We start from the raw sequence: 19,168 nt of genomic DNA, 5'->3' as shown, positions 1-19,168 counted from the left end.
ATACCGCGATTTATTCGCGGTATCTCAGCATAGATCCCGCTAACAAGCAGCGGGATGACGAAATTTTGCGATTATTAATCAGTAAATTTTACCTGTGTTAGTTATAGTCCTTACACTATCCTACATACTCGGTTCAATACCGTTTAGCTTAATTATTACAAGAATAAAAGGGATAAACTTAAGAGAAGTAGGTTCAGGAAACATTGGTGCTACAAACGTTGCAAGGACGGGAAATAAATTTCTTGCTGCTTTGGCATTATTTCTGGATTCCTTTAAGGGATTTATTGCCGTTTATATAGCACAACAATTTTGTGATAATAACGATTTTTATATATATGTATCTGCAATTTTAGCAGTTTTAGGACACATGTTTCCTATTTGGCTAAAATTCAGTGGAGGAAAGGGCGTTGCAACCACTCTAGGGATACTGATAGCATTTAACATTGATATTACTTTAGTATTCGTAATAATTTGGATAATAGTCTTTCTTGCCTTTAGATACTCTTCCCTTGCTTCACTCAGTGCTACTTCAACGGCTGTAGCATGGTCCTTTTTTTTTCAGAGGAATTTGTTCTTAACATTACTAATTATAGGAGCACTGGTCTTCCTAAAACACCACAGAAATATTGTGAATCTTCTGCAAGGTAAAGAGTATAAATTTTATAGATAATGTACTGCCAAATTATTGACACTTAAACTACGAGACAAATTGCTTGACGGTATGATTTTGTCCTCTTTGTTTAAGTCTATGATTTTTGCTTTTGTTATATTCTCTACTTCTTGAGGTGTTAAAAGACCATCTTCAATGAATTCCTTTTTTGTTTCTCTTATTTTTTCATAAAGTTGAGTAACGTGATCTTTATTTCCTTCATATACACTTTCAATTTCTAACTCTAGCTTATGTGAAGCTCCTTTTTTTAACATTTCATCCATTGCTGCTTTTGTTACTTTTAACCTTTCTTGCAAAATTTTCTTTATTTTTTCCTTATCATTTTCGTTATTTTTACTGAGTTCTACATATACCCTATAACATCTTTTTTCTCTTGGGAGCATTCTTAACCCATCTAACATGCTAATTATCTGACCTTCAATAGTCTTCTCAGCCTTTAATTTAAATTCTGCTACTTCTTCTTCTATTATCTTATTAGCTATTCTCTTAGCTCCATCCAAAGATGAATCCTTGAGAGAAAAATCTGTCTCGAGTAGATCTCGATTTAATAGCTCTAAGAATACTTTTTTTCCGATGTTTTCGAGTAAACTTTCTTGGTCACCTAAACCATGCTCCTGCAGTTTATTTCTCATGTGCTGAACCAGCTCACAACATTGTAATTTATTTAACTTTATAGAGCTAATATTTTTCATTAACGTCAGCACAATTTGTTCACTATATTGAGAAGTAATACTCAATAATTTTCTCATTAAAGGAATACTTACTTCTGAAATAAAATCATCAACTATTTTTTGACTTTCATCATCTTCATAACCATTTTGAACGTCATACCAAGCCTTAAAAATTTCTTTATTGTTTTTCTTGTTTTTTAACCTGTCTAACATGAACTTACGTGCTTCATTTTGTGCTCCTGGAAGTAATATTTGCCTAGGAGGAGTAAATCTAATTTCTGGATCAGGATGAATACCCTCTAGCGTGCTTAACATTCTATAGATAATACCGGTGAAGCAAGTGTTAGGAATTCGCTCTTTTCTAGAGAAAGTTTGGCTATCAAGCAAATTTGTAATTAACGCGTCTTTTTTATTTTTTACAGCTTCTCTGTCTCCATCATTGCAGGCTTTCAGAACTAAAAGTAAAATCCGTCCACCTGTAAAGCGGGAGCTATACTTTTGATCATCTTTGCAAAAGTCATTTAAAAATGTAATTACCCTTCCTTTATCCTCATCACTAAATTGACGATAATTAAGTTCATTTAAATCATTTATATATTCAATAAATTGCTTAAATTCTCTATCATTAATAACGTCTTCGGATACTTTTTCACCATACTTATCTTTTAATTTATCAATATTTTTAATGATATCATCATTTAATTGATGGGGCAGTAAATGTTCAAGCTTAACATCAAAACTATTAACCATACCACGTAAATTCTCTTTTATACCTTCCAAAAAGAAATTTATAGAAGCTTTAAGCAGCGTAAATGGGTTAAAATCTTTTGGCCTTAGTTCACTCTGCAATAAAATTAATAGCATTGTAAGTGGTATAGTTCCCAGTAACGAAATAAGCAAGAAAGTGGTAGTGAAAGTTAGATATGTTATGAAAGCAGAAAACAAGAGGAAGGCTGCTACCTTGATTGTATTGTTTTTAAAAAATATTTCCCAATATTCCCTTTTGCTCATTTTTTGCTGTTTTGCCGTTTTTATTTCTTTGTAGATATAAAGAGTTTTAATTTCAGACCTGAAGAACATAGTACCAAGAGAAAAAAGAACATTAACAGGATTAGTGATAATGCTTAACGAGACAAAAGCTCCAAAGTAGCTAACAAATTTTAGCTTACTAGAATCCTTTGAAGGAAATTGTATTTGAGAAATACCTATCATAGCTTACCTTCAACATCATTACACTCTAGTAATAGCATAATAATTTAAAACGTCAATGTTTAAGTATCTTATTATCCGCACACTCATCGTATTCGATCTCGACTGTAGAGTGTGCTATCTCGAACTTATCTAGTAATATTTTTTTTATTTCATATAAAACATTGGTGTGCTGCACATTTTGCTTTATTTTAGCATGCATGGTAATTATAAAATAATTATCAGACAGCGACCATGTATGTATGTGGTGCACATCTATCACTTCAGGTAATTCTGATGTGATCTTACTTTTTATCTCTTCAGCAGATATACCCTCAGGCGTACCTTCAAGGAGTATATGGCAAGAATTTTTGAGAATTTTATAGCCGCTATTTAGAATTATCACACTAACAAATACTGATAAGATTGGATCTACTATTTGCCATCCAGTAAGCATGATAATTATAGATGCAAGTATAGCAGCTACAGAACCTAAAATATCTCCTATAACGTGTAGTACAGCACTTTTTATGTTTATATTGCTCTCGCATTTACTATGTAATATAAAAAAGACTATTATGTTAGAGACAAGACCGAGTGTAGCAATTATTAACATTACTTTCCACTCAACATTGACTGGAAAAATAAACCTCTTTATTGACTCAATTATAATGATTACTGCAATGAGGAATAGAGTTAAACCATTAACAAATGCTGCAATTATCTGCAACCGATGATATCCGTATGATCTCTGCAAATCGGATTTCTTAGCTGAAAACCTATGTGCTAACCAGCTTAAAACCAAGGCAAAGAGGTCAGTGAGCATATGCCCTGCATCTGACAATAGAGCAAGCGAATGTGAAATTATTCCACCTACTATTTCCATAAACATTGTTATCGCAACTATTATTATGGAATAGATTAAGCGCTTGGACTGCGCCGCTGAGTGTTTGCCGTTGTGCACTGCTGTCATATAAAATCTTTTCATGAACAAAAACGTGGGTAACACTGGGTTCGAACCAGCGACCGCTTGCACGTCAAGCAAGTGCTCTACCAACTGAGCTAATTACCCATCGTGGTTTTAGTATAGTGCTTTGGTGGAATGAAAGTCAATAAACCACTTTGCTTTTGTCCTTGTCCAATGTGATTCCGGAATATAGCTGTATAGAATTTCAGCCATATTCTAAATTTTACATATTAAGTTAACTATCTATACTTTATTTATTAAGATATAAATTATATTAATACAGGGATTTACGTTTTTTTTAGGGAAATTACTTTATGCTTGATATTGAAAGATCAGCAAATTAGAGGTTAAAATTATGACAATTAGTCAACAAATAAATAAAAATATAACTAAAGAAGGATACTTCAACAATAACGGCAAAGGGTTTAATTCGCCACATGTTATAGAAGTTGAAGATTTAAATATTAAAGTAGAGGTTTATTCTCACAATTTAAGAGAAAGTAAAGTTACTAACATTGAAAGTGAGATAAGAGAAACAGCTACTAATTTTAAAAACGCATTCGAGTTAGAACGCGGCAGTTCAGAACAAACATTTAAAATTTACATGTTTGATGACAAGGATGATTACACTCACCTTGGTGGAAGCGAGCGTTTCGGTTCTTACCTTGGAGACGAAGGTGGTAAATGTTACTACAAAGGGAAAGCTGACGTTTTTGCTGAAATGTACGTCTACCAGCAAGGTGGCGTTCATAACCTTCAGCATGAATTTGCACATGGTTTAACTTACTTGGCTACAGGAGGCAAATCTTTACCTACAGTATTAATGGAAGGAATTGCAGACTACTTTGAGCATCATTCAGATCATAAATTCAATTCTCAAGGATCAAGTATCGACAAAACTGAAGCTGCAAATTTGGATTTAGATAAAATTTTAAGTTTAGAATACTCAAAGGACAGCGAAGCAAATAGCTTGGTTTATAAAACAGGTCATGCGTTGATAATGTACTTACAGGAAAAAGATCCTAGTTTATTAAGAGACTACCTAGATGCTTTACGTCAAGGTAACTCAGATGAGTCAAAAAGTTTCTTGAAAGACATAAAAGGACACGATACTGACTTCAAAAGTTGGCTTGCTGAGAATGATACAGAAACTGCAATGGAACATCTCAACGCTTTGCAAGTTACAAAAGGAGATTTCATAGCAATTGGTCAAGAAATAGTGGGTGGAGAAATTAAAAACGTATCCTACTATAAAGCAAATATAGAAAAAATGGATGGAGAAAACGTTGGAAGTTTTTCTCCTGTAGAACACGTTGCATTTTATGATGTTGCTCGTGCTATAAATAGGGCAACAAATGATACACTTGATATATCAAAGGAATATCATTTCCTCAAGGTAGTAAAAACTTCCGATGGACAGGATAAACTAACTTACTCTGACCAACAAGGTAATGAATATCGAAACAGTCAAGAGTATAAAAATCAGGCTTTAAGGATATTATCAAAATATGATACAGAAATTAAGAATCAGGTAGATGAATTTGATAATTTGAATAAAGAACGTGGTGAAATGTATCAAAAATATCATAAAGGAGAGATTACTATTGAAGAGTTACGTAATGAGGAAAATACAAAATACAGACCAGCATTTTTAAAGTTTGATCAACTAAAAAACAAAGCTGTTGATAAGATTGAAAATAATTCCCAAGCAGCAAAAATATTAGATGGGCTGGTCAATATCGATCCAAACTTAATCAGAGGTACTCATATTGATCTACAAGAAGGTAAGATTTTTTCTATGCAAGCTCATGGTCAAGGAGATATGGGTGCACTGTCTATATATGACGGAAATACAAAGCTTGGAGAATTATTGAGCGAATCAGGATTTTTTAAGCAAGTTGAAGGCCAAACTAAAGAAACTTTCGTTTTTGAGGATATATTACACAACTTAAATGTTTCATACGAAGGTGGTGCTTACATGGCAGTTACAAAAGAAAACGGTCATTATAAAGCTTCCCTAATAGATGGCAGAACAGTTGAACGTGATGAATACTTTGATGAGGCGCATTTACATGAAAATGAATTGTTGCATCCTAGCACTGGACACATCCAAAAAGATTTAGATTCTCTGCTCCTTAGAGGTACCAAAATTTTGAATCATCAGGATTCAGAGCATGCCCAATATTCTGATGAGCAAAAGGCAAATGGAGTAATCGTAGAAAAAGGAAAACTACTGGATAATAAGGGAACAGATAGGACAGACGACGATGTACACGAAGCGGTTGTAAAACAAGGAGGCGAAAATTTACATACATTCAAAAATATGGGCTTTTATATTACCGAAAAAGGTGATCTATTTATTCATGACCATGGAGCAAATGTAAGGTTTCAACTACCACAAAGTATTACTCATCTAAAATTAGTGGAAAAAGACGGAACATATAAGCTTGTTCCGGTGACAAAAGATGGAAATGAACATCCAATAGGTATGCCAAATATATCAGATGAATATAGATACATAGATCCAATATTTGCACATGAATATGAAAAGAGAGATTATTCCCATAAACATGTAAATGTGGGCCTTATAAACTTAGAGAAATATGGCTCTGGCAAACTTTTTGCTATAAAGTACGACCCAAATGATTATCACATACAAAGAAACTCCAGCGGTGAAATAGTTAGAATAAAAGATCAAACATATTTCACTAAAGTAAAATTGTTTGATGGTGATGAAGAAATTGGAATGTTGTCTAATAACTTTCACAATTTCAAAGGGAAAATATTCTTTTCTGCTGACTACAACTACAGTTATAACGATTTCCTAGCATCTGTTTCTCCTCAAGTTGAAATTGAAGATATGGGAAATGGAAGTAAAAAAATAACTTTTGATCAAGGCAGTGGCGATATCGGTGATACTAATAGAGGCTACACGGACTATCAGAGAATATTTACAAAAGAGAAACAAACCGAAAGTCCAAAAGGGCAAGTAAGTGAAACTAAGACAGAAGTTCATAGTACTACTAATGTTGTTGCACAAGCTGCTGAAGAGAAAACTGCATCAAACGACAATAGTGAAATGCAGTCTGACCAGCCACAAATTCCAACAAGGGCAAAAAGGTCAGCTTCAGTGGAGGAGAAAGAGCAGGTATTAAAAGACACAATTCTCAAAATAGAAAAGAGCTACGAGCAGGACTCAGAAGGGAAGCATAAGGCAAATGTAACGATAAATTATAATGATGTGAAAGCCTTGTATGATAGAGCGGAAGGAGCAGAAAAGCAATCTGTGTTAGATTTTTGGAACAAACTGCACACATCAGATTATAAGGTTGGTGCTTTGCCGGAAGACAAATACTATTTTGAAAAAGGCAAATTCGTAATCCACGATAGTGGCACAAAGAAGCTTATAGTGTTACCTGAAGATAAGGTGTCCATCAAGATAATGAAGGATGGTGATAGTTATAGTTTAGCTATATCAAGTGGTAATGGCAAAGTAATAAACAGCATTAGTAAAATAGATAATCCAAATTACGAATTGCTGTCAGATTCAAGTCATTTCAATTCAGGGGAGCAAGATAATATTGTATTATCAGATCAACATCACGAATATAATCTTTATCTAGAGAATGGTTTTGTGAAAATGTTCGATTGCGCAAGCGATCACATTTATCACGACCACAACTCGGCCTATATCTAATACATACAAGGAGGGCAGTGCCCTCTTCTTGTCATTCCAGTGTCAAGCACTGCCGTCTTGGATGGAAACCAGCGTCACGCCCTGGAATGACAGGGTTTGTCATCCGAGTAGCCCCTTCGGTGTCATCCCAGTGCCCAGACACTGGGATGGCTTTGTTGCATCGCTACTTATGAAAGGCTAACTATAATTAGGATTATAAGCAACCTATTGAAAATCTTGTTTTTTTGCAATCAATCTGATCAAATTTAAGAATAGTAATTTATTATTTATATTAATAAATTTAATTCTATTGAAAATAGCTAAAGCATTGAAATTCTTGAATTTTAGCCAGATTAGTGAGTGGTAGTGAAATTTCTTTTACTCAAATTTAGGTATTCACTGACCGTTCTTGTTATAAATACCAGAATAATAAGCTACTGATATTCGCTATCTTTTTTATCTTTAATCCATCATAGCTAGCGATGCAACAAAGCCCACTGGGATCCAGAAAAATTGATTGTGCACTATACAACATTTTCGATCAAACCAGTGTCAGCTACTTGCATGACATCATCTGCTACACACTTGGATTACAAGAGGAGAATTCTGAAACAACAAGTTTCAGGGAAGTCTTATGCAAAATCTAGCATTTACGGAAATTATATTATTTTTATGCACTCTATGGTTTTTATAATCAATGGAGAGTGTGATATGACGTTAGATGAACCTTTAGAAGAATCACTCATAAACAATAATGATTTTGTAAATGCTCTATTAGCAAAGCTCAAAGCAGGGGCTGATGATAATGGTGTTTATACTAAAAAAGGTGTGGATGATGAGTTGAAAAAGAAAGCTGACACAGCCGCTCTAACTAACAAAGCTGACAAGAATTACGTCGATACTGAGCTAAGAAAGAAAGCTAATTCAGCTAATTTAGCAGCTAAAGCTAATACTGCAGATGTTTACACTAAAAAAAATGTAAATGATGAGTTGGCAAAAAAAGCTGACAAGAATTACGTCGATGCTGAGCTAGGAGAGAAAGCTGGTGCAGCTGATCTAGCCAACAAAGCTAATACTGCAGATGTTTACACTAAAAAAAATGTAGATGATGAGTTGGCAAAAAAAGCTGACACAGCCGCTCTAGCTGACAAAACTGACAAGAATTACGTCGATACTGAGCTAGGAAAGAAAGCTAATTCAGCTGATTTAGCAGCTAAAGCTAACACTGCAGACGTTTACACTAAAAAAAATGTAGATGATGAGTTGGCAAAAAAAGCTGACACAGCCGCTCTAGCTAACAAAGCTGACAAGAATTACGTCGATACTGAGCTAGGAAAGAAAGCTAATACTGCAGATGTTTACACTAAAACTGCTGCTGATACTGCTTTTGCTAAAATCAATGCTTCCAACCTTACAGAGGCAGTAAACAAAAAAGCTTTCGCGAAAGCTATACTTCCTGCAAAAGACGGCGACAAATCAATTCTAGTGGATAAATTAGGAGAATTCCTTGATAACTCTACTGACAATAAGTATGGTGCCAAAAGTGATCAAACAGCAAAGGTGTTCTAAGAACCTGTTTAAAATCTCGGAGAGATGAGGTAAAATAGTGGTAGATTAAGAATGAGGTATATCTATGCGTAAAAATTATCCAAGTGATATAAGTCGAGAGCAATTTGAAAAAATCAGACCAATACTAGAGAGTAGCAGGAAGAAAACGAGACCAAGAAAACTTGATTTGTATGATGTATTTCGTACAGTGTTATACGTCCTAAAAAGTGGTTGCCAGTGGAGAATGTTGCCAAAAGATTTTCCAAGGTGGGAAAGCGTATATTACTATTTTCAAATGTGGAATAAAAAGAATGGAGAAGAACCAAGTTTGTTGGAATTAGTTTTAAAAAAAATTGGTTGGAGAGATCCGTATCAACAATGGTCGGAAAGAGAAAACTAGCTTCTGTATAATTGATGCTCAAAGTGTTAAAAACACAGATACTGCTGAAAAAAAGGGCTATGATGCAGGTAAAAAGATTTCAGGCATAAAGCGTCATATTGCAGTTGATACTCAAGGTCTACCACATGCAATTTATGTAACAACAGCAGAAGTAACTGATCGTAGTAGCGCTGTAAGAATGGTTGAAAATGCTAAAGATACCCTTTCTGAAGTCAAAAATATATTGGTTGATGCAGGCTACACAGGAAAAATTTTTGCAACCCAAATAAAAGATATTATTGGTGCAACTGTTGAGGTAATAAAGCGCAGTGAATTACATTCTTTTGTTGTATTGCCAAAGAGATGGGTTGTTGAGCGTTCTTTTGCTTGGTTAGAAAAGTGTAGACGGCTATGGAAAAATTGCGAACGTAAACTCAATACCAGCTTGCAAATGATTGTCCTTTCCTTCATTTCTCTCCTATTACGAAGATTTTAAACAGGTTCTTAGGAGGTAAAGGGCTAAAGGGAGATCAAGGAAACACCGGGCCAAAAGGAGAGAAAGGGGATACTGGTCTTAAAGGAGCAGATGGAGCTCAAGGCCCACAAGGAGAGACAGGGGAGACAGGAGCAGATGGTAAAAGTCCAACAGCTGCTGAAATAGCTGCTGAGAAAGCCTTACAAGAGCATGTAACAAAGATAAGCATACAAAGTCCAGAATTTAAAAGAGCTGTGCAAGAGGAAATGTCACAACCGTATTTTGAGCCTCCAACAAGTGATGATGCTGCACTTAATTTGATTTGGTAATACAGCTTAGATCCAAGTAGTCACGCTACTTGGATGACGTCATACGGTCCTCGGATGACGGAAAAAGGACTCGGATAACACCCTACAATGTCATTCCAGCGCGTGACGCTGGAATCCAGCCTTTTCATAATCATTAAAATGTTGTATTTTAACATAAAACGGCTACTTTTATGCTTACCAACTTAATAAAATTCCTGGATCCCAGTGTCTGGGCACTGGGATGACAAAGGAGAGCAGTGTCAAGCACTGGGATGACACCCTACTAGCAGAAGTTACTCTCAAATGTTTGTTCATGTTAGCTACAAACATTAAGAAATTTACCAAACAAAAAAAAAGGCAAAAGAAGCCCCAGTCATTGTTTATTTTCAGTATTGGCGTTTTTTAAGTCTTAAACACTGCAGTTTAGCTGCTTTTAAGTGCAACTCACCTTAGTTTAAATGTTTAAGAAATTTACTAAGCAGAAAAAAAGGCAAAGAAAACCTAGGGTAGCTAGTATTCAAATTCTCCCTTGTTCTATTTGACGTCTTTTGATGTCTTAAACGCTTTATAAGCGCGTTTCGGCTTGTATAGGTAGAAACCCAGAAGTTTTATAAAGACATGAGGTGCACATAGTGCAAAAAATTAAGCATGATTTACGCCAAATACAAAGTTCCCTTTGTCGTTTTAATCTGCAGATTGCGAAGATAAATAAATAGCTTCAGTTTCATGATAAGGGCGCTGGCGGAGTTTGTCAAGCAAGTTTTTCGTTTCTGCGGGCTACTTCTACATAAATTAATAAATAGGAAAATTACTACAAATCCTTTCAACTTTAGTTTTTACTGCTTTTTCAACATCTGAGCTATTTTCGCTGATTAATCCCTGAACCACTTCATTTATTAGGCCGGCTATTTCTTTAAAATTTTCTGCCTCAAGCCCGCGTATTGTCTCAGCAGCGGTGCCAAAACGGAGCCCTGAGGTGATGGTTGGCTTTTCTGTGTCAAATGGTACAGAGTTTTTATTGCAGGTAATACCGGCTCTCTCAAGGCTATCTACAACGTCTTTTCCAGTTAATTTCTGCGATCTTAAGTCAACTAGCACTATATGAGAGTCAGTGCCACCGGTTATAATGTCGAGTCCATGCTTTTGCAATTCTTGAGCTAGTACTTTCGCATTTTCCACGACTTTCTTGCTATAAGTTTTAAATTCTGGCGCTAATGCTTCTTTAAATGCAACAGCTTTTGCAGCTATCACATGCATAAGTGGCCCGCCCTGCAATCCTGGAAAAACTGCAGATTGAATTTTTTTGTGTAATATTTCATCATTGGTCATCACTATTCCACCACGAGGACCACGCAAAGTTTTGTGAGTTGTGGAAGTCATAACATGTGCATATTCAGCAGGAGACGGATATTCACCTGCTGCAATAAGCCCTGCATAGTGAGCAATGTCTGCAAGCAAATAAGCACCAACTTTATCTGCAATTTCGCGAAAGCGTTTGAAGTCCATTTTTCTCGGATAAGCAGAAGCACCAGCTATGATCAATTTTGGTTTATGCTCCAGCGCCAGCTTTTCTATCTCATCCATATTGAGCAGATAAGTATCTTTATTTACTGTATATTGAATCGACTTAAACCATTTACCAGAAAGGCTTGGTGCCGCACCATGAGTTAGATGCCCACCACAACTGAGTGACAATCCAAGTATTGTATCGCCTGGAGTAAGCAGTGAAGCAAATACCGCCTGGTTTGCCTGAGAACCAGAATGAGGTTGAACGTTTGCAAATTTAACACCAAACAACTTACAAAGTCTTTCTATAGCCAGACTTTCAATTTTGTCCACATGCTCACAACCACAGTAATATCTTTTACCTGGATAACCTTCTGCGTATTTATTAGTCAGAAAAGAGCCTTGTGCCTCCATTACCGCTTTGCTTGCAAAATTTTCTGATGCAATTAATTGCAATTGTGATTTTTGGCGTTGTAATTCTTTTTCTATAGACTGATAAACCTCGTTATCAAAAGACTTTAAACTATTTTTAGAGCCACAGATTTTTTTTAAAACACTCATCATAGATCAAACCTCGCTTTAATTTTAAGATGCACAAGCAATTTTAAGACTGCTTATCCTGCTTTTTTAACCATAAGAGCCCAAAAACAGCTATCAGCAAACATACAGGAATAATAGATGTTGCTTTTATCAGCAATTCAGCACTATACACAGGATTTCCTTGTATCACTGTCCTATCCCAACACAAATCTATTATTTTTGCGATCCCAGTGTGAAAAAAATAGCCAAAAACCATGACTATCATATTTGACACAGCTGTAGTTAATCCTATTAAGTTATTATTTACATAACTTAATGCTTTGTACAGTGTTACTATTTGATATCCAGAAGCGAAACCTATAACAAGAAGTGCAGGCAATACAATATACAATCCGCCAGCCTGTGTAAAAAGTAAAAGGAAACTAGCAATCATTGCAAAGGAACAGACAATAATAACTTCATAATGTCTATTTGGATATTTTTCTAATATGTGAGCAAAAGAGAGCAACCCAGCTGCAAATCCTACATATATAACAGAAGAAATTGAAGACGCTAGATCACCGGCCATTTGATATACCTCACATAAAAAAGCTTTTGTCCAAGCATCAGCAAAACCTTCTAGTGGACCTACCATTAAGCCACCAAAAAAACTAATTAGAATGATATATTTATTGAAAAGCACAGTTTTTAGATCCTTCATGCTAATTTTTTCTTTTCGAAAGTCGTAAGCATTGTAAGGAATAACTAAAAATAAAGATAAAGCGAGTAAGAAACCAAACCCTGAAAGAATATAAATTACGTAATTCCAACCAAACTCATCAAGCAAAAGTTCTATTGGTAGACCACCATATATTGCCCCTAATAGCCCTATAATAACAGATATGCTTGCCATTTTTGCTGATTTTTCTCGCGGAAAATACATACTGGCAACTTTAAATACTCCTATTACTGACGCAGACGAGCCAATCCCAACAATTATTCTACCTAATACTGAATAATACCACTCATCAAAGCACACAAGAGGTAATGTTCCAATAGATACCAAGACAGCACAAATAGGTAAAACAATTTTTGGACCGAATCTATCAAAACAAAGACCAACAGGGATATGAACTAGTGTAAATCCCACATAGTAGAGACCATTAAATTGCCCTAAATCTGCAATGCTTATATTAAATTTTGTTATTAATACAGGCGCAATTATGTTTGGCATGACACGTAACACATACTGGTATGCATAGAAAAGAGATACTATCAACCATACAAAAAAATTACTTTTCGACATACCTACCACCTAATAAAACCCAATTACAATTAAAACAAAAATATCAAAGTAAAATAAAGTATTATATTTCATAATAACAAGAGCCTTAAATTAGTACATCTAACGATTTTATCATACGAGCCTTCGATAAATTATCTACTTATTACAATCAACTTCTCTAAAATCTTTATTTTTTAACCATAAGAGCCCAAAAACAGCCACCAGCAAACATACAGGAATAACTGATGTTGCTTTTATCAGCAATTCAGCACCATACACAGGATTTCCTTGTATTATTGTTCTATCCCAACACAAATCTACTATTTTTGCGATCCCAGTGTGAAAAAAATAGCCAAAAACCATAACTATCATGTTTGACACAGCTGTAGCCAGGCCTACTAAGTTATTATTTACATAACTTATCGCTTTGTAAATGGTAACCACCTGATATCCAGATGTGAAGCCAATAATAAAAAGCGTAGGTAATACAACATACAAGCCACCAATCTGAGTAAAAAGCAAAAGAAAACTAGCGATCATTGCAAATGAGCATGCAATTATTACTTCATAATGCTTATTTTTATATTTTTCCAATAAATAAGCCAAAGAGAATGATCCTGTTAACATTCCTATCAATATTACGGAAGAGAGAGAAGATGCCAAGTCTTCATTCATTTTATATACTTCAAAAAAGAATGCTTTCACCCAACCATCGGCAAAACCTTGCATTGGACCGACCATGAGTCCACCAAAAAAGCTAATTAGAATAATATGCTTGTTGAAAAGTATGTTTTTTAAGTCTCTAATGCTAACTTTTTCCTGTTGAGCATTGCTTTCAGGCGTTACTAAGAACAGCAACAGAGCAAGTAAACACCCAAATGCTGAGAATGTATAGATAACATAATTCCAGCCAAATTTATCGAGTAAGAAGTCTAAAGGTAACCCGCCACATATCCCTCCCAAAATTCCTATAATTATAGATAAGCTGGCCATTCTTGCTGATTTTTCTTGCGCAAAATACATGCTTGCAACTTTAAAGATTCCAATTGCCGAAGCGGATGACCCAATTCCCACAATTATTCTTCCAATTATTGAATAACTCCACTCATCAAAGCATATAAGCGGTAGTGTTCCGGTAAATGTCAAAACGGTACAAGCAGGTAAAACAAACTTTGGTCCAAATCTATCAAGGAAAAGACCAATAGGTATATGAGCTAGCGTATAGCCTACATAGTATAACCCACCAAACTGGCCAACATCTGCAATACTTATGTTAAATTTTGTTATTAATTCAGGCGCAATTATGTTTGGAATTACGCGTAATATATATTGGTATGCATAAAACAGTGACGTCAACAACCAGATTAAAAAATTCCTTTGCAACATGAATCTCAGCTAAAATTTAGGATTATAGATACTTTAGTTATAAAAAACAATACTATATTAATCATCTAAATCTGCTTAGCTCTTTTTACAGCTTATAACTTTAAGTAACCAAAAGCCTATCATTCCTATTAGTAGGCATATAGGTATTATTAACATAGACTTAACCATTACATCAGTTCCATAAAATGGCTTTCCATCGATAATTTCACCGTTCCAATAAAAATTCATTATATTTGCAATAATGACGTGAAAAAAATAACCAAAACTCATAACTATGGAATTACCTACAGATCCTGCACTTGCTACTGCTTCGTTTTTTACACAACTTACAACTTTAGCAGTAAAAACAATTTGGTATGCAGAAGCAAGACCAATAATGAATAGTAATATACATGCCAGGAGTTCACTAATATTGCATATAAAAAGTAATAAGAACACAATTATCATGGCCATAGCACAAGAAATTATTATTTCATAGTGCTTGGTTGGATTTTTTGCTAATATGTAAGGAAGTAATAAATGCCCAAAGCCAAAGCCTATTAGTATCCATTTTGAAATGCTATATGCAATGTGTCTATCTATAGCGTACATCTCATGCAAGAATGTTGCGGACCACGCATCTGCAAAGCCTTCTAATGGTCCAACCATAAAACCGCCAAACAAACCTATCAATAAAATATCTTTATTAAATATAACTTTGCTTAAATTTTTAATATTTAATTCTTCGTCTGAGGTGCCAACTTTAGGTATAGATATAAAGGTAGTTAAAGCAAGCAATAATCCAAGCATTATACACACAGTAAATAAATAATCCCACCCAAACTTATCAAGTAAGACATGTAATGGTTTGGTGGCAAATACACCACCTGAAATGCCAATAATAACCGATATGCTGAACATCATGGCAAATTTTTCTCTATGGTAATAGATTCTTATTATTTTAAAGAGTCCAAGTACTGAAGCAGAGGATCCAATACCAGTAATTATTCTTCCAATAATAGAATAACTCCAATCATTAGAACTGACTAAAGGTAAAGCACCTAAAGATGTTAATGCAATACAAATCGGTATAACAACTTTAGAACCAAATCTATCTAAAAGAATACCTACAGGAATATGTGCTAACACATAACCTACATAATACAGTCCACAAAATTGTCCTATTTCTGTTGTTCCTATATTAAACCTTACTACCAATTCAGGAATTATAATATTTGGAATTACGCGTAATATATATTGGTATGCATAAAACAGTGACGCCAACAACCAGATTAAAAAATTCCTCTGCAATACTTTATCCCAAAGCTAGCATTATAGATACTCTGTTTATAGAAAACAATATTTTTATGAATACTTATTTTAATTTACCGGAATTTTATACAGTTGAACTCATAGCCAACATAAGTAGTTTATGCATTAACTAAATTTTCCAGGTTCAAGTTTGGATGATGGAAAAAGTTCACTTTTTCTATTTTTAAAAGAGACCTTTTATTTTACTTATAATTTTTTCTACCATATCTACAACTGGCTCATGAATAAGGTATATGAAAAAAATTACACCACAAATGATAAGTATATTTATGATTTTACCCTTATTCATCTTTATCTTGAGCTTCACTTTTGTTACAAGATCCATTTTATTTATGTTTTTATTTCATGCTGACAATTATATCTTAAATACCATAATTTTCAGTAAAATTTGACTTCAGAAGTATTCTATTAATTCAATATTAACCTTTTTATGTGTAAAATAGTTAATATAATATTAAAGCAGGCTGATGAATATAAGCACGATAGATAATACGCTGCAAAATTACATAACAAAATACATTGAACAAACATTCGCTACACACGTGCTAGGCAATAGATACGACAAATTGTATAGGAAACTTCTAAGTGGTATAGAAGAGATAATAAAGCTTGCTGTAAATGAAGCAAAACACTACGATGAAAATTTAGAAGATCTATATAACGATTCAAGATTTAATAAGAAATTTATTCAAGCTGTTGCTAAACATCAGGTGTCGGAATTTTTAAATACTTATCCGAAAAGAAAAGAAATTGTTGCAGAATTTTACAATGAACATCACATTAACGAAAGTGATTTAAAGACTCTGGAAAAGGGGAAAGATTTAGTAAATAAAATAAATAACATTAACTTACTGCAACAAAATGAAAAAAATGAGGAATTCAATATTAGAAAGACACTTGCTCAATCAATAAAAATGCCTTCCATAGAAAAACACAAGTTAGAACATTCAAAATAACCTTGGCGAAGTATGGCAAAATATACAACTTATGGATAGTCTATTTCATTTTAACTCCTGGCACGCTTTAGTAATACTATCACATCCAATTTCTAATTGTTCCTGAGAGGTTGCATAAGAAATTCTGATAAAATTTTCTAGACCAAATGCAATTCCTGGAACCACAGCAACCAAATGATCTCCCAGTAAGTATTCAGTAAAATCTAAATCATTATTTATTATCTTACCACTTTTTGTGCTTTTACTGAGCAATCCTTCACATGAGACAAATAAATAAAACGCACCTTGTGGAACAGACGCTGATAATCCCGGGGCAGAATTTAGCTCTTTCACCATAAAATCTCTACGACTCTTAAAAATCCTTGTTCTTTCTTTCAAAAAACTATGATCACCGTTTAATGCTGCTGCTGCTGCTGCTTGTGCTATCGAATTTGGATTAGAAGTGCTTTGAGACTGCAGCGTAGAGATAGCTTTTACCACATCACTTCTACCTGCAATATACCCTATTCTCCAGCCTGTCATTGCATAGGCTTTTGATACTCCATTGACTACAAAAACTCTATCATAAAGCTTCGGCTCAACCTGAGCGATAGTAAAAAACTTTTCGTCGTATATTATATGCTCATAAATATCATCTGTAACGACATTCATATGTGGATATTCAAGCAATATTTGTGCTATGTCTTTCAATTCATCACATGTGTACACAGCTCCTGCAGGGTTGTTCGGTGAGTTAAGAATTAACCATTTAGTTTTTTTAGTTATCCTGCTTTTCAATAATTCCGCTGTCAGTTTAAAATTTTGTTTGCATTCTACTACAACTGGCAAGCCGCCAAAAAGACTTACCATATCAACATATGAAACCCAATAAGGAGCTGGAATAATAACTTCATCTCCAGAGTTAATTGTTGCCATGAACAAATTGAATAACACCTGCTTAGCACCTGTACCAACACAGATTTGGTTAAGCGTGTACTCGAGGTTATTATCCTTTCTTAACTTATTAATTATTGCTTCTTTCAGCTCACGCGTTCCATCAACAGCAGTATATTTAGTCTTACCTTCACTTATTGCTTGAATAGCTGCTTTTTTTATATGATCTGGAGTATCAAAATCCGGTTCTCCTGCAGCTAAAACACAGATCTTTTTTCCTTCATTTTTCAACTTATTTGCCTTATCAGTTACAGCAATCGTAGGTGATGGTTTTATTAGGGACATTCTTTTTGCAAGGTCTGACATATCTTACTGAAGCTAAATTCAAATGATAAACCCCGTACAACAAAAAAGCTAGAATTTTGTGTATTGTATTAGTAGCTTTTTACCAGGTTTACCAACGCAGCAATATTTTCAACTGGAGTATCAGGGAGTACTCCATGTCCGAGATTAAATATGAAGGGTAAATCTCTAAAGCAATCTATTATACGTTTTGCTTCTTTGATTGCTTCCGTTTTATTATAGGCTAAAAGATTAGGATCAAGGTTTCCTTGTAGAGGGATGTTTAGATTCGCTTTCGCCCATTTTATTGGAACATTATAATCTATACTTACTGCAGATACACCTGTTTGTTCGCAGTAATCTTTATAAAGATTTCCAGCAGACCTTGGAAAACCTATTATTGGAAAATCAGAAAATCTATCCTTTATTGCCAAGATAATTCTCTTTGTTGGTTCGATAACATATTCTTTAAACAATGGTTCCGATAACGCACCAGCATTACTGTCAAATAGCTGAATAACATCTGCTCCAAATTCTATCTGTTTAATTAGATAAATAATCGTTACTTCCGTTATTCGTTCAATTATTTCCTTCAAACACGAAGGATAAAAATTTAATACTTTGGAAAAAGTTTTGCTGCTCCCACCTTCTATGATGTATGAGGCTACTGTCCATGGTCCACCAGCAAATCCTATGAGAGATTTTTCTTTTGGTAATTGGCTTCTGACTTTTTTTATAGCGTTTAGAATTGGTAAGGTTTTAGTTTCAATTTCTTGTGGACCCTTCAATTCCTTAGGACTTTCCACGGGTTTTATTATTGGACCTACACCGCGTACAAAATTCACGTCACAACCCAAAACATCAGCTATTATTAAAATGTCTGAAAAAATTATCGCCGCATCCATGTCAAATCTTGTCACCGGCTGTAACGTCAATTCTGTCACTAAATCTGTGTTGTAGCATATCTCCATAAAATTATTCATATTTTCTACTGCTTTGCGGTACTCAGGAAGAGACCTGCCAGCCTGACGCATTAGCCAGATAGGCACTCTTCCACCCGGCTCATTTCTCTTAATAATTTTCGCTATTGTTGTTTTGCCGCTTTCCA

At 34.5% G+C, this 19,168-nt stretch carries 14 protein-coding genes, 1 tRNA gene and 1 pseudogene; 7 read left to right on the top strand and 9 right to left on the bottom strand.

Annotation, left to right across the window (positions count from 1 at the left end; translation table 11 throughout):
* The first annotated feature begins 94 nt into the window (after window positions 1–94).
* The gene (gene plsY / locus AAGD72_RS00080; RefSeq protein ID WP_182367509.1) at window positions 95–670 is read left to right on the top strand and encodes a glycerol-3-phosphate 1-O-acyltransferase PlsY; all 576 of its coding nucleotides are present in this window, start codon (window positions 95–97) and stop codon (window positions 668–670) included.
* On the opposite strand, the gene AAGD72_RS00075 is transcribed toward plsY, so the two are convergent.
* The 3 genes from AAGD72_RS00075 to AAGD72_RS00065 form a co-directional block, all read right to left on the bottom strand.
* Window positions 661–2,553 carry a hypothetical protein gene (locus tag AAGD72_RS00075; RefSeq protein ID WP_341814831.1) on the bottom strand — a complete coding sequence of 631 codons (1,893 nt, stop codon included), beginning with the start codon at window positions 2,551–2,553 and terminating at the stop codon, window positions 661–663. The genes plsY and AAGD72_RS00075 overlap by 10 nt on opposite strands.
* A 52-nt stretch (window positions 2,554–2,605) precedes the next feature.
* Complete coding sequence (locus tag AAGD72_RS00070) at window positions 2,606–3,517, bottom strand: cation diffusion facilitator family transporter (protein WP_083250476.1); 912 nt, start codon at window positions 3,515–3,517, stop codon at window positions 2,606–2,608.
* A gap of 11 nt (window positions 3,518–3,528) precedes the next feature.
* Window positions 3,529–3,601, bottom strand: a tRNA-Val gene (locus tag AAGD72_RS00065).
* Between the two features lie 250 nt (window positions 3,602–3,851).
* Here AAGD72_RS00065 and AAGD72_RS00060 point away from each other — a divergent pair.
* The 5 genes from AAGD72_RS00060 to AAGD72_RS00040 all read left to right on the top strand — a co-directional run bounded on the left by AAGD72_RS00060 (window position 3,852) and on the right by AAGD72_RS00040 (window position 9,595).
* Window positions 3,852–7,193, top strand: coding sequence for a peptidase M2 (locus tag AAGD72_RS00060; RefSeq protein WP_341814830.1), 3,342 nt, complete (start codon window positions 3,852–3,854; stop codon window positions 7,191–7,193).
* 17 nt (window positions 7,194–7,210) lie between these two features.
* The gene (locus tag AAGD72_RS00055) at window positions 7,211–7,366 is read left to right on the top strand and encodes a hypothetical protein (protein ID WP_153296799.1); all 156 of its coding nucleotides are present in this window, start codon (window positions 7,211–7,213) and stop codon (window positions 7,364–7,366) included.
* Window positions 7,367–7,654: 288 nt separating this feature from the next.
* On the top strand, window positions 7,655–7,819 hold the full coding sequence (locus AAGD72_RS00050) for a hypothetical protein (protein ID WP_174516150.1): 165 nt from the start codon (window positions 7,655–7,657) through the stop codon (window positions 7,817–7,819).
* Window positions 7,820–7,853: 34 nt separating this feature from the next.
* Window positions 7,854–8,741 (top strand): hypothetical protein, encoded by an 888-nt coding sequence (locus AAGD72_RS00045; protein ID WP_341814829.1) that lies wholly within the window; start codon window positions 7,854–7,856, stop codon window positions 8,739–8,741.
* Between the two features lie 64 nt (window positions 8,742–8,805).
* A protein-coding gene (locus tag AAGD72_RS00040; RefSeq protein ID WP_341814578.1) for an IS5 family transposase occupies window positions 8,806–9,595 on the top strand; the annotation gives its coding sequence in 2 pieces (ribosomal slippage) (window positions 8,806–9,066 and window positions 9,068–9,595; 789 coding nt in all).
* Between the two features lie 1,079 nt (window positions 9,596–10,674).
* Here AAGD72_RS00040 and glyA read toward each other — a convergent pair.
* The 4 genes from glyA to AAGD72_RS00020 all read right to left on the bottom strand — a co-directional run bounded on the left by glyA (window position 10,675) and on the right by AAGD72_RS00020 (window position 15,868).
* Window positions 10,675–11,952 (bottom strand): serine hydroxymethyltransferase, encoded by a 1,278-nt coding sequence (glyA, locus tag AAGD72_RS00035; protein WP_341814828.1) that lies wholly within the window; start codon window positions 11,950–11,952, stop codon window positions 10,675–10,677.
* Between the two features lie 40 nt (window positions 11,953–11,992).
* The gene (locus AAGD72_RS00030; RefSeq protein ID WP_010081954.1) at window positions 11,993–13,213 is read right to left on the bottom strand and encodes an MFS transporter; all 1,221 of its coding nucleotides are present in this window, start codon (window positions 13,211–13,213) and stop codon (window positions 11,993–11,995) included.
* A gap of 135 nt (window positions 13,214–13,348) precedes the next feature.
* A complete protein-coding gene (locus AAGD72_RS00025) occupies window positions 13,349–14,578 on the bottom strand; it encodes an MFS transporter (RefSeq protein ID WP_010962993.1) in 1,230 nt (409 codons plus the stop codon).
* Window positions 14,579–14,653: 75 nt separating this feature from the next.
* Window positions 14,654–15,868 (bottom strand): MFS transporter, encoded by a 1,215-nt coding sequence (locus AAGD72_RS00020; RefSeq protein ID WP_174515889.1) that lies wholly within the window; start codon window positions 15,866–15,868, stop codon window positions 14,654–14,656.
* A 488-nt stretch (window positions 15,869–16,356) separates the two neighbouring features.
* Between AAGD72_RS00020 and AAGD72_RS00015 the strand changes: the two genes are divergently transcribed.
* Window positions 16,357–16,845: a hypothetical protein gene (locus AAGD72_RS00015; RefSeq protein WP_006280043.1), complete on the top strand. Its 489-nt coding sequence runs from the start codon at window positions 16,357–16,359 to the stop codon at window positions 16,843–16,845.
* 45 nt (window positions 16,846–16,890) lie between these two features.
* Here AAGD72_RS00015 and AAGD72_RS00010 read toward each other — a convergent pair whose 3' ends face one another.
* Window positions 16,891–18,084: a pyridoxal phosphate-dependent aminotransferase gene (locus AAGD72_RS00010; protein WP_010082012.1), complete on the bottom strand. Its 1,194-nt coding sequence runs from the start codon at window positions 18,082–18,084 to the stop codon at window positions 16,891–16,893.
* A 123-nt stretch (window positions 18,085–18,207) separates the two neighbouring features.
* Window positions 18,208–19,101 (bottom strand): annotated as a pseudogene (hemE, locus tag AAGD72_RS00005) (uroporphyrinogen decarboxylase); the annotation flags it as partial.
* Between the last annotated feature and the right edge of the window lie 67 nt (window positions 19,102–19,168).

It is taken from the genome of Wolbachia endosymbiont (group A) of Chalcis sispes (assembly GCF_964026765.1).
Classification (GTDB): domain Bacteria; phylum Pseudomonadota; class Alphaproteobacteria; order Rickettsiales; family Anaplasmataceae; genus Wolbachia; species Wolbachia pipientis.
Note: the sequence above shows the minus strand (reverse complement) of the source record. Positions and strands in the feature narration are given on the sequence as shown.